General features: G+C 45.8%; 11 protein-coding genes and 1 pseudogene. 3 read left to right on the plus strand and 9 right to left on the minus strand.

All coding sequences use genetic code 11. The features are described 5' to 3' along the window. Positions 1-80 precede the first annotated feature (80 nt). The 9 genes and pseudogenes from secA to EXW96_RS24655 all read right to left on the minus strand — a co-directional run. On the minus strand, positions 81-2,594 hold the full coding sequence (secA, locus tag EXW96_RS24620) for a preprotein translocase subunit SecA (RefSeq protein ID WP_062410126.1): 2,514 nt from the start codon (positions 2,592-2,594) through the stop codon (positions 81-83). 188 nt (positions 2,595-2,782) lie between these two features. Next, entirely contained in the window at positions 2,783-3,337 is a 555-nt protein-coding gene (gene hpf, locus EXW96_RS24625) for a ribosome hibernation-promoting factor, HPF/YfiA family (protein ID WP_062410127.1), read from the minus strand. Positions 3,338-3,547: 210 nt separating this feature from the next. Beyond that, positions 3,548-3,745 (minus strand): cold shock domain-containing protein, encoded by a 198-nt coding sequence (locus EXW96_RS24630; protein ID WP_062410128.1) that lies wholly within the window; start codon positions 3,743-3,745, stop codon positions 3,548-3,550. Positions 3,746-4,243: 498 nt separating this feature from the next. Beyond that, on the minus strand, positions 4,244-4,579 hold the full coding sequence (fliT, locus tag EXW96_RS24635; protein WP_174351638.1) for a flagellar protein FliT: 336 nt from the start codon (positions 4,577-4,579) through the stop codon (positions 4,244-4,246). Next, complete coding sequence (fliS, locus tag EXW96_RS24640; protein WP_054817662.1) at positions 4,572-4,973, minus strand: flagellar export chaperone FliS; 402 nt, start codon at positions 4,971-4,973, stop codon at positions 4,572-4,574. The genes fliT and fliS overlap by 8 nt, the downstream gene beginning before the upstream one ends. A gap of 17 nt (positions 4,974-4,990) precedes the next feature. Then, a complete protein-coding gene (gene fliD / locus EXW96_RS24645; protein ID WP_254611548.1) occupies positions 4,991-6,559 on the minus strand; it encodes a flagellar filament capping protein FliD in 1,569 nt (522 codons plus the stop codon). 23 nt (positions 6,560-6,582) lie between these two features. Then, positions 6,583-6,966, minus strand: a complete 384-nt coding sequence (locus EXW96_RS24650; RefSeq protein WP_309225213.1) for a flagellar protein FlaG — start codon at positions 6,964-6,966, stop codon at positions 6,583-6,585. 83 nt (positions 6,967-7,049) lie between these two features. Beyond that, a complete protein-coding gene (locus EXW96_RS28715) occupies positions 7,050-7,226 on the minus strand; it encodes a DegT/DnrJ/EryC1/StrS family aminotransferase (RefSeq protein ID WP_375256476.1) in 177 nt (58 codons plus the stop codon). Positions 7,227-7,416: 190 nt separating this feature from the next. Then, positions 7,417-7,893: pseudogene (locus tag EXW96_RS24655) on the minus strand (nucleotide sugar dehydrogenase); the annotation flags it as partial. Positions 7,894-8,954: 1,061 nt separating this feature from the next. Between EXW96_RS24655 and EXW96_RS24660 the strand changes: the two are divergent. The 3 genes from EXW96_RS24660 to EXW96_RS24670 all read left to right on the plus strand — a co-directional run bounded on the left by EXW96_RS24660 (position 8,955) and on the right by EXW96_RS24670 (position 12,270). Then, on the plus strand, positions 8,955-10,535 hold the full coding sequence (locus tag EXW96_RS24660) for an IS5 family transposase (protein ID WP_375256423.1): 1,581 nt from the start codon (positions 8,955-8,957) through the stop codon (positions 10,533-10,535). Positions 10,536-10,866: 331 nt separating this feature from the next. Next, on the plus strand, positions 10,867-11,658 hold the full coding sequence (locus EXW96_RS24665; RefSeq protein WP_375256479.1) for a recombinase family protein: 792 nt from the start codon (positions 10,867-10,869) through the stop codon (positions 11,656-11,658). Between the two features lie 138 nt (positions 11,659-11,796). Next, complete coding sequence (locus EXW96_RS24670) at positions 11,797-12,270, plus strand: IS110 family transposase (protein WP_174351640.1); 474 nt, start codon at positions 11,797-11,799, stop codon at positions 12,268-12,270. Positions 12,271-12,286: the final 16 nt, after the last annotated feature.

Below are 12,286 nucleotides of genomic sequence, written 5' to 3' on the forward strand. Positions count from 1 at the left end.
CTCTGTCCGTAGTTTTAGCAGAAAAAGAGACCGGAGCGATTCCCCCGACCTCCTTTTCCGACGTCTTGTTCTCTTTATTTTTAAACTCCGTGGCACTGCTTGTATTTTTTGCCGCTGCCGCATGGGCACAAATCATTACGGCCAATCTTGTCTTCGTTCACGACAGGCTTCTTCGGCGCGGGCGCTCCATCGCTGCTATTGGTGGCGATCTCATGTTCCTCGGCCACGGCTTCACGCACGAGATTGGTCTCTACATGGGCCTTCATAATGTAAGTAGCTACTTCCTCCTGGATGCTCTGGATCATCTCCTGGAACATCTCATAGCCCTCGAATTGATATTCGCGTAAAGGATCCGTACCGCCGTACGCGCGAAGATGAATCCCTTGGCGAAGCTGGTCCATCGCATCAATATGATCCATCCACTTGCTGTCGACCGCACGAAGCACTACAACCTTCTCAAATTCACGAATGAATTCTTCGCCGATCTGCTTCTCGCGCTCTTCATACAGTCTTCTCAAGAGATCCTTCATGTACTCGATGATCTCTTCTTTTTCTTTACCCCACAGCTCTTCGGCCGTCAGCTGACCTTCATGCAGGAACGTTCCGTTGGCGTAATCGACAATCGCCTGCAGGTCCCAATCCTCCGGTACCTGATCATCGGAGCAGTGGGCTTCAACGATGCGGTCGATGACCGGCATCATCATCCCGAGCACGATATCACGGATATTTTCGGATTCGATCACTTCGCGGCGCTGCTTGTAAATGATTTCCCGCTGCTGGTTCATCACGTCGTCGTACTGAAGAACGATCTTCCGTACATCGAAGTTGTTGCCTTCCACACGCTTCTGTGCGGATTCGATGGCTTTGGTAATCAGCTTGCTTTCAATCGGTTGGTCTTCCTCAAAGCCCAGGCGATCCATCATGCCCATAATGTTCTCCGCACCGAAACGGCGCATCAGGTCATCTTCCAGCGACAAGTAAAACTGGGAAGACCCCGGATCCCCCTGGCGTCCGGCACGTCCGCGCAGCTGGTTATCGATCCGTCGGCTTTCGTGGCGCTCCGTACCTATAATATGCAGGCCTCCGATTTCGGCTACACCTTCTCCCAGCATAATGTCGGTTCCGCGGCCCGCCATGTTGGTGGCGATCGTTACCGCGCCAGGCTGGCCCGCACGGGAGACAATTTCCGCCTCCTCGGCATGGTATTTTGCATTTAGAACCTGATGCTTCACGCCTTTTTTCTTCAGCATTTCGGACAGCCGCTCGGAGTTCTCAATCGATACCGTACCGACCAGCACCGGCTGGTTCTTCTTATGGCGCTCTACGATCTCATTCACTACGGCACGAAACTTGCTGCCTATCGACTTATATACAACGTCCGGCAAATCTTGACGGATCATCGGTTTGTTGGTCGGAACGACAATAACGTCCAGCCCGTATATTTTCTTCAGCTCTTCTTCCTCTGTCTTGGCCGTACCCGTCATCCCCGACAGCTTGCGGTACATCCGGAAGTAGTTCTGCAGCGTAATGGTCGCCAGCGTCATCGACTCGTTCTGTACTTGCAGTTTCTCCTTCGCTTCAATCGCCTGGTGAAGCCCTTCGCTGTAGCGACGGCCCGTCATCAACCGTCCGGTAAATTCATCGACAATGACGATCTCGCCGTCATTCACGACGTAATCTACGTCGCGGCGCATAATTGCGTGTGCTTTCAATGCCTGTTGGATATGATGGTTGAGCGTCACATGCTCATGATCGAATAAGTTCTCAATGCCGAACGCTTTTTCCGCTTTCTCCACCCCGGCCTCCGTCAACGTAACCGAGCGCAGCTTCACATCAATCACATAGTCTTCTTCTTCCTTCAGACCCCTTACAAAATTATCCGCTGTCAAATACATGGCGGTCGATTTGGCAGCTTGTCCGGAAATAATCAGCGGTGTACGGGCCTCATCGACCAAAATAGAATCGACCTCGTCGATGACCGCATAATAAAGCGGTCTTTGCACCATCTGTTCTTTATATACGACCATGTTGTCGCGCAAATAGTCGAATCCGAACTCGTTGTTCGTACCGTACGTAATATCGCAAGCATAGGCTTGCTGTTTCTCCGCATGCCCCAGATTCGCCAGGTTTACGCCGACGGTCATGCCCAAAAATTCATATATTTTGCCCATCTCGGCGCTGTCGCGCTGAGCCAAATAATCATTGACCGTGACCACATGAACGCCTTTGCCCAAGAGCGCATTCAAATATACCGGAAGCGTACCGACCAGTGTCTTTCCTTCACCTGTCCGCATTTCTGCGATCCGGCCTTCATGCAGTACCATACCGCCGATAAGCTGTACGTCATAATGACGCTTGCCAAGCACACGTTTGGAGGCTTCCCTTACAACCGCAAAAGCTTCCGGCAGCAGATCGTCCAGATCCTCGCCATTCTCCAAACGGTTGCGGAATTCGTTCGTTCTATTACGCAAATCTTGATCGGTTAGCGTCTGAATGGATTCTTCCAACGAGTTGATATATTCAACCGTCTTCCACATCCTCTTCAGTTCGCGATCATTCGAATCGCCAAATATTTTTTTCACGAGTCCTAGCATGCAGCTAATCCCCTTTCTCCTCTTCGAACAATATCATATAATCTAAATTGTAGCAGTTTGCTCTTCTCGCCGCAACAAACCGCTGTATTTCCTTATATTACTGAAAAGAGCCTGCCATCATGCGCCGCAGGCATCTTACGATGTTCCATCGGCGTTTCAGGCAAGCTCAGATCTTTCAAATGATCAGATTACCGGGCCGGCTCAATTAAACCGTATCTCCCGTCGTCGCGTTTATACACCACGTTGACCTGTTCCGTATCGGAGTTAGCAAAAACAAAGAAATTGTGGCCTACCATATTCATTTGCAGAATGGCTTCTTCCACATCCATCGGCTTCAGCGTAAACCGCTTCGTCCGTACCAATTCGTATTCGTCGTCTTCTTCAAGAGCAGAGGAAGCGCCTGGTTCCGATTCTACCCGGAATAAATCTTTAAGACCGCCTTCTTGGCGGATTTTGCGGTTAGCCTTCGTCTTGGCCTTCCGAATCTGCCGCTCCAGCTTGTCTACCACCAGATCGACCGAGGCATACATATCGGCATGCTTTTCTTCCGCCCTCAACAACAAGCCTGTAAGCGGGATCGTCACCTCAATGGCATGCATGCCTTTCACGACACTCAATGTTACGTTAACTTCAGATGTAGGGGGAGCTTCAAAGTACCTTTCCAGCTTACTCAGCTTTTTTTCAACATGATCTCTCAACGCTTCTGTCACTTCGATGTTTTCACCACGTATGTTGAATTTCATGTAGTACTCCTCCTTTCATACCTACATTATACCATATTCTCCTGCCGCATTAAAAATCCTTTAACATTCCTTTCACAAGAAATACACATACCATTTTCCAGCCGATTGGAAGGTATGCGCATACAAAAAAACACCCTGGAATTGCTCCCAGGGTGTCAGCCATCTTCAAACATAACCATCTATAAATGCGGCCGAATCCCGACCGGATGATTACAACTTGATGACGTTAGCCGCTTGAGGACCGCGTGCGCCCTCTACGATATCAAACTCAACGGATTGGCCTTCTTCCAGCGTCTTGAAGCCATCGGCTTGAATAGCGGAGAAATGCACGAATACGTCGCCCCCGTCTTCGCGTTCGATGAAACCGTAGCCTTTTTCTGCATTAAACCATTTAACTTTACCTTGCATGCAAAAACATTCCCTTCGTTATCAAATAACTGCAAGCTCTAGCCTACATTTCGAATATATCACTCCAAACTTACCCATGTCAATGCGACATCAGCGTGTTATAAAAATATTTTGAAAATTCTCGTATTAACATGTTCTCAATAACATACTCACAGCCAAAAAGCCCGTCCTATCGCGGTTTTTCGACATTTCCCGCAAAGTTATCAACAGAGTTATGCACATTGTCCACAGGCAAAATAATACTCACAGCATGTCTGTGAGTATTATTACTTACTTATTCATTGAAGTACAGTCCGCGCCATTGGGTTAGCATGAGCCAACATCAGCCTGGACGTTTGACTTACCTTATTCTTTTAACAAACTTCATCTCCCGGTTCCTTTCCATACGCCGAAAACCCGGGTAATCAAAAAAGACCGCAGCCACCTCGCTTTTGAAGCCAGGAGCAAAACGATCTTTCACTAAACCTCTGCGGGAATAATCATCCAGAGTCATCTCATCTATTTCTTCCGATCAAAGAACACACTATCCGGAACAAATTCTGTTTCATACGCCGTTTTTTGCAATCGACCCCGGTTGATTTTACTTGTCCCTTGCAAGCCCTCATCTCTAAGCTCATTCATTTTGGCAAGGATTAGCGCATCATGCTGAAGCAAGCGCTGTACCCGGGCCGTATACTTGTTTCGTTCCATTGGGGATAAAGAGTGGCTCTTCATCCTTTCAATGATTTGTTCTCTACTGTCAACATATGCTGATATCTCCTCATAGGTCATGTTCGACAGAGACTGCATCCAATCTCCCATGAGTTGTTCCAATTCTTGAATGAGCTCATCCATGGGTTACTCCGGCAGCACTACCCTGATGAACTAGCTTTGAGGCTTGAAACCACGTTTCCTTCAGCTCAATTAAATATCCCAGTACTTCTTCAGCGGGTTCAATATTTTTCTTTGTATTTGCTTGAATCAACCTGTAATTAAAATATTCATAAAGCTTCATCAGATTATCCGAAATAGGCGATTGGGGGTCTAAGGTAATCATAAATTCGCTGATAATATCTTGAGCCCTGCAAAGATTGGTATTCGCTTCATCATATTTATTTTGCTTAATAGCTTCAATCGCCGCTCTGCAAAAACGTATAGCCCCGTCACATAACAAGATCAACAACTGCGCTGGGGTTGCCGTATGAACGGAGGCCTCCAAATATTTGTTTCTTTGTACTGATTGTATCATTTTCCATCCTCCTGCTATTAAGCTCCGCCGAATGCGTTGGCTAAGTATAAGGATTGAGAATTGTATCTGCTAATAGCACTCTCCATGGCAGTAAATTGTCTGTAATATCGATTTTCAATTTCGTTTAACCGTACATTCCATTTATCAATCTCTTTATCCATTTCATATAATCTTTTCCCAAGAACGCTATTATCTGAAAGAGATACGGCTGTTCCCGCTCTGCTCGTCAGACCGTCTAATGTTATTTTCAATTGATCATAAATCCGTTCTGCAATTCCCACATCAGATTGGTCTGCATCGCCATTTCCATTAGCCGTAAACATCGCGATGACAGCATCAGGATTTTCCTCGATGGCTTTTCTCAGCTTTTTTTCGTCAGTAAGATAAAGCTTCCCGTTTTCAACATATTGACCGGTCTCTATACCGATGGAGCTTAACGTTTTATAATCCTTGCTCCCTGTTTCCACTTGAGCCATGATCGCCATTCTCATGCCGCTGACCGCTTGGCTAAGATAGGAGTCGTTCCTCAAAAGACCGCTTCGTGCCCTTTTGGTCCAAAGCTCAATGTCGCTATCCTTCATTTCTTTTTTCTGCTCGTCACTCAGCGGTGGATAGCCTTGAAATCGGCTTTCGTTGATTTTGTCCTGCATCGTTTTTAAGATTTCGTTGTAATCATTAATGAAGCCCTTTATGCTCTCAACCATCTTGTCCGTATCTGTTTTTACTGTGACTGTAGTTGAAGAACCTGCCGGGGCCAGTGGATTTAACGTAAGCTCCACGCCATTAATGGTAAAGGTATTGCTCTTTTTCGTTATCCCGGTTACCCCGTTGATGTCTACAGATGCATCCGTTGCTGCTGTACCTGCCCCCGTTATCTTTAATATGTCCGTAGTAAAGTTCCCTTTTACGTTTTCGAAGGTGATGTTGGCTGAATCCTTATTGGCGCCATTCACTGTTCCCGTCTGCTTCGAAGTAAACGAGACCAATCCTCCCGTACTACCCACTTCATAAAAAGCCGTAACATTCGTATTTGCATTGATACGGGCAATCACATCATTAAGCGAATCTACATTCGGATCGATCGTAATCACATTACTGCCATTGATCTTAATTTCATAAGTCTCATATGTAGGAGGGTTCGTCGCCGGAGTAACCTGTGTTAGCGTGCCTGCCAAATTAGCCGCTTGACTCGCTAATGTTTTTGTCGGGTCGAATGACGAATTCGCTCGTATATCGCTTGCACTTCTATTTGTAGCGGCTGTAGCTACATTGTTTACTTTAATATTCAATTGGCCGATCTGCGCATTGCCTGTCGCTCTCGCTGTAATAATATCCGCGTTAGCGGAAGTGGCCGTTCTGGAACTTAAATTACCTTCCAACTTAAAGTTAAACAATTTGTTGTTGCGATAATCCCACAGCTTCGTATTCATATCGCGATAATCTTCACGCTGCCATTCTATTAACTGCTTTTTTTGTTTAAGGACGTCCAATGGTTTTCTATGGGCCATCATTAGGCCTTTAACAATGGAATCGATATCCATGCCGCTAGCCAATCCACTAAAGCGATTAATGGGCGTAACCATCATTTATCAACTCCTGCTTCAATAAATTATCTTTTTTCATCTATGATGATTCCAGCCATCTCCCATATCTTAGCAATTAAATCGAGGTTCTTCTCTGGCGGTATTTCTCTAATCAGCTCTCCGGTTTCCTTATTCAGTACCTTGACAAGGATTTGCTTCGTTTCTTTATGTACAGAAAATTCCAAGAAGGTTGACGCCCCTTCAATGGACTTAATAGCCCGTTCGATCGCTTTGATGAACTGTTCCTCACTAACAGGAATGTTCTCTCCCCTAAATTCCGCTTCTTTTAAGTCCTTTACTGAATGCAGGTTAGCCGCAGATGTAACACGCCATTCGCTACCCCCAGACTCGCTTATTGTCGATGGGTATTTATTCTTCTCAGAAGCTCCGGTCGGTACATTTATATCCACCTCAAACACCTCCATGACTGGGTTCATATAATAGTAATATCGGACAATCATATGCATTGTGTTAGAGGAATTGCGGAAATCAACTATATTTTTAATAATGATTCCAGCGCTTTTACTACAGTCTTCTGGGTCTCGGTCTCCATCTGCGCCCAGATCGGCAAACTAATGACCTCCGACGAGGCCTGCTCGGCAATAGGCAATGAAATGGAGTCGTCTTGAAAAACCGGTAATCGATGGACCGGGATAGGATAGTAAATCATTGTATCTATACCTTGGTCTGCAAGGTTTTTTTGCAAACGATCTCTCTTCCCATCTAAGTATACGAATAGTGTATTGATGGAAAACGTGAGATGATCTGTGGAAGTCAGCTGACTCTGGAAGAACAATCCCAGGTATACCACCGTGATATCTGCTTTTTTGGATATTTTCTTTACTTAATTTAACACCCTCGTAGTTCTTTCCTTTGTAGGTGAAGGCAGGAATTCTCGTATCACTAAATACAACGTTAGCTCCACGTATTTCGAGTAATTCCATAATTTTAATTACAGGCGATTCTCTAAAATCATCAATATCCTTTTTATATGCAATACCAAGTAAATGGATTGTTGACCCATTAATAGGTTTTCTCTCTTCATTTAATATATGTCCTATTCTCTCTACAACAAATTCCGGCATACTGTTATTGATCTCGCCGGCTACCTCAATCAATCGTGTATGGTAGTTGTACTCACGAGCCTTCCAAGTCAAGTACCACGGATCAATCGGAATACAATGACCTCCAAGTCCGGGTCCTGGATAAAACGCCATAAATCCATAGGGCTTCGTCTTAGCTGCATCGATAACTTCCCATATATCTATCCCCATCCGGTTACAAAGGATAGCCATCTCGTTAGCTAAAGCAATGTTTATATTTCGAAATGTATTCTCATTAGAAAAAAATCTGTTGGCGGATAAAAGGTTCGGGTTGTCGCAAAAAGCACTATTAATAAAGAAAAAAAGTAATTCGGATAAGTCCTTACTGGAAAAAAACGGCTTGAATATAATCAAACATCTCTTTGACTATTTGGCCATTATCTTTTAGCATTTTCCTGTCAAAAGGATAATTCATAAAGAAGGATACGGGTAGAACACTCACTATTTCTAGCCCAGCACTATCCAATACGTTGTTAACATAAGACATATCTCTAATTACTACATGGGGAGATTCGCTTTGAGTCCCGATCATGGAGATGAGATCGAAAAGTTCAGCGTAACCTGTATTTTTTAAACTCGAGGAAATATTGCTAATAGCGCTTCTATACTTCTTTTCATCTGTTAAATGCAATAAAACATCGGCGGCAAATACCAAATCATACCGGTCCGTTTCATATTGGCCGCAATGGATATATCTCCTTCGATAAATTCGAATTGATCGTATTTTTTTCAAGTTCGATGATTGACTTTTTCGCGATATCGATGGCTTTATAATATCCAGGCTTTTGGGTTGCAAAAAATTGTGTAAACATGCCAATCCCCGGACCCAATTCCAAAACAGACGCATTCTTGAAGTTATCGAAAATTTGGTTAAAGAGATTAATTCAATATATCCAGTCTGATCTGATACATATATCGATTGTAAATCTCCCCCAAACCCAGATAACCTACACCCAAACAGTCAAAATCCTTTGTTCCATAAATGGCTTTAGCATTTCTGCAACGTAAGGGTATGCCTCAGCAGCTTCTTTATAGTATGTGACGCGTATTTTATACTGCCTTTTGCTTTAGCCTCTTCGGCAAGGTGCATCATAATAAAAAACTTATCTTCAGCGCTGTCTATCGTTTTATATACTAAACGGATTGGCGTCAGTTGATATAAATAAGTAATATAGGGCTTGCTGAAAAATCAAAAAATCCTTATCTCACAAGGGTTTAGAGGCACTTTTGTCGAATTCATCTGCAAAGAAAACACGGAAAATCGGTAAAAAACCTTGCAGATGGAGTGAGCGAAAGTGTTCGTGCTGAATCGAGATATGGCAGACTTGTTGGAAAACTTCTATTTGCCCTTTGGCGGAAAATTAAATCCAACCAATCGGTGGGTGCAGCTTGCGGCGATCATCCCTTGGGACAAAGTAGAAGAGAAATATGTGAGCTCGTTCAAGTCCCCAGCCATCGGCCAAAAGGCGTACTCGGCACGTATCGCCCTCGGCTCGCTCATCATCAAGGAGCGCCTTGGTTTAAGTGACCGCGAGACCACCTTACAAATCCAGGAAAATCCATATTTGCAGTTCTTCTTGGGCTACACTGCGTATGTCGATGAAGTGCCGTTTCATCACTCCCTGCTCACGCATTTTCGGGAACGGCTCGGCTTGGAAATCCTAGCTGAAGTCAACGACTGGATCGCCCAAGCCGCGCTGCAAGCAGAGCGAGAGGTCGAGGCGAAACCGAAATCGTCCAAGCGAGATCGCGATGACGACGACAACGACGCGGGCGGCTCGCAGCTCACCATGGAGGTAGGGGACGCTTTCTCTATTCCCGAGGAGCCCCCTGTTGTGGCGAAGAAACCCCGCAACATGGCGAAAAAGCTACACGTCCTGCCATCTACAGCCGCACCGACAGCGGAAGTCATGAACAAGGGCACCCTCATGCTGGATGCGACATGCGCGCCTGCGGACATCAAGTATCCGACTGACTTGGGGCTGCTGAATCACGCCCGTGAAATCCTGGAAGACATCATCGACGTACTGCACCGTCCCCATGTCGGAGCGATGGAGAAGCCGCGCACGTACCGCGAGAAAGCCAGAAAATCGTACCTGAGTGTTTCCAAGCAACGCAAGGCATCGGGCAAGGTGATCCGCAAAGCGATCAAAAAGCAACTTGGCTACGTGGGACGGAATCTGCGGATTATTGAAGCCCTCGTGAAGTATACGCCTCTCACGGAACTGAGCAAAAGACACTATCGCCAGCTTCTGATCATCTCGGAGCTCTACCGTCAGCAGCGCGAAATGATGGAGAAGAAGACACATATCGTCGCCGATCGCATCGTGAGTATCGAACAGCCGCATGTACGTCCGATGGTTCGAGGCAAAGCTGGAGCGAACGTGGAGTTCGGCGCCAAAATCGCCGCCAGTCTGGTGGACGGTTACGCTTGGATCGAAACGGCACAATGGGACAGCTTCAACGAGGCAACCACGCTGCAAGCATCGGTGGAAGCGTACAAACAGCGATTCGGGTATTATCCCGCCGTCATTCTAGCCGATAAAATCTACCGCAATCGAGACAACCTGAACTATTGCAAAACGCTAGGGATTCGCCTTAGTGGCCCGAAGCTCGGCAGACCCTCGAAAGAGCAAAGTGAAGTCGCCGATCGTCGGCAAGAGCGCCAGGACGCTGTACAGCGTAATGCGATCGAAGGAAAATTTGGAGAAGGCAAGCGCAAATTGGGCCTAGGTCGCATTCGGGCGCGTGGCGCCGAAACCAGTTTGACCGTCATCGCCCTTCAGTTTCTGGTCATGAATCTGGAGCGGCGACTGCGTGTTCTCTTTTTGCATTTTTTCAGACTGCTTGGGTTTAGAGACTTACGTTGGGTGTAAATGGAACGAATCTTGTTCAGCAAGCCCTAATATATTGAATCCCGCGTTCGGTATATAAGTTAAATATGTCGTGATATTCTCTGTCTATTACGGATTTTTCTTTCTTAGAGCGCTCGATTGCCGTTAATAAGATGACGTTGGCAACGGCGCAATACACCCGATTGCTTTGATAATCATTAGGCCTGATCTTTTCACCTTTTAAATACTGCATAAAATAATCTTGGGCTTAGTCAAACTTATCCAGCAGCATCTTAACATACAACTTTATATATCCGTTCTCCAATGACTTAAAATAAGAAATCACAGGCAAGCCGCGCTTTATAGCATACCGATAAATTTCAAAGTAGGACTATATCCGTGTATCCGTGTCTCTACACAAGGACAAGCCAAGGAGGGATACAGCCTTTCGTACCAACAGGACGAAATTCAAGCATACTGCCAGAAACATGAGTGGAATCTACTTCATGTGTTCCAAGATGAAGGTATACCAGGGGCGAAAGTTGACGAGGACGCTTTAGAAGTGGACAGGGAGGGCTTTCATGATATGCTAGCCTTCCTCTCTACCCAATCCGTCAATTACGTTGTTGTCCTCAATACAAGCCGTTTATGGCGGTCTGACATCGTAAAAGTTCTGATTCATCGGGAGTTCAAGAAATACGGCGTTGATATCCGCAGTATTGAACAACCGACATACAGCATACACAAGAAAGACCCTAGCGATTTCCTCATCAATGGTCTGATGGAATTGTTAGACCAATACCAACGGCTAGAAATCGCCATGAAGCTAGCCAGAGGAAGACGCAAGAAAGCACAAGGCGGCGGCTATGCAGGTGGAAAAGCCGCATATGGCTACCACGTACAGAAGGGAACAAAGCAATTATCCATTTCCCTTGAGAACGCCAGAGCCGTCCAGAGAGTGTTTACCATACGGAAGCAGTATCCGTCTTGGTCTCTCTCTCAAATCGCTTCACAATTGAATCTGGAGGGATTTCAGACAGCCCAAGGCAAAGAGTTTACCAAGGTTCAGGTCAAGCGTATTCTTGACCGCGAACCGTTCTACAAAGGGCAATATTCCTACGCAGATGTGACCTGTCTCCACGGTCAGCATCCTGCCATTATCTAGCATCCGATGAAGTGAGATATAGGAAGCGATAGACTTACGTATCATTGCGAGCCTTCCCCCCCGTGGGGGCTAACGCTATAACTGACGCTGTCACGCTCCTATATCCCCCACTTCATTATCCTGAGGGGGAACGATTACATGGCTTCTATCGACAGAACGAAATACTTGTTTGTTGGCGTTGATTTGCACAAGAAAACCCATGTTGCCGTGCTATGCAACTGTTTTGGTGATGTAATGAAGCAGTTCAAAATCACCAATGCACCGAATCACTTCCCTGTCTTCTTGGAGGACGTTAAAAAACATGCGGAGGGCAAGGACATCATATTCGGTTTGGATGACGTTAACTTTTACGGACGTTCCCTTGCCAAGTTCCTGATTGCGAACGGTTATATCGTCAAGGAAGTCAATTCATCCTACACGAAAAAGAAGCGGAACAAAGGGACAAACCGTAACAAGACGGACGAATTGGACGCAAAAGCCATCTGCATAAACCTGATTATGGAGTATGACGCTCACCCTGTCGCAAATCCCCAAGACATCTATCTTGCCATCAAGCAGACTCTAAGCACCCGTAATAACTATGTGAAAATGGCGGCAACCATGAAACTGTAACCGTCAAGCCCTTTTG

Origin of the sequence: Paenibacillus sp. JMULE4 (genome assembly GCF_013337105.1) — a bacterium.
GTDB classification, from domain to species: domain Bacteria; phylum Bacillota; class Bacilli; order Paenibacillales; family NBRC-103111; genus Paenibacillus_G; species Paenibacillus_G naphthalenovorans.

Coding starts and splice junctions, on each gene's coding strand:
- fliD (WP_254611548.1), bottom strand. CDS start 6,559: ATGATGGTTACGCCCATTAATCGCTTTAGTGGATTGGCTAGCGGCATG.
- fliT (WP_174351638.1), bottom strand. CDS start 4,579: ATGGATGAGCTCATTCAAGAATTGGAACAACTCATGGGAGATTGGATG.
- fliS (WP_054817662.1), bottom strand. CDS start 4,973: ATGATACAATCAGTACAAAGAAACAAATATTTGGAGGCCTCCGTTCAT.
- hpf (WP_062410127.1), bottom strand. CDS start 3,337: ATGAAATTCAACATACGTGGTGAAAACATCGAAGTGACAGAAGCGTTG.
- secA (WP_062410126.1), bottom strand. CDS start 2,594: ATGCTAGGACTCGTGAAAAAAATATTTGGCGATTCGAATGATCGCGAA.
- EXW96_RS28715 (WP_375256476.1), bottom strand. CDS start 7,226: ATGATTTACTATCCTATCCCGGTCCATCGATTACCGGTTTTTCAAGAC.
- EXW96_RS24630 (WP_062410128.1), bottom strand. CDS start 3,745: ATGCAAGGTAAAGTTAAATGGTTTAATGCAGAAAAAGGCTACGGTTTC.
- EXW96_RS24670 (WP_174351640.1), top strand. CDS start 11,797: ATGGCTTCTATCGACAGAACGAAATACTTGTTTGTTGGCGTTGATTTG.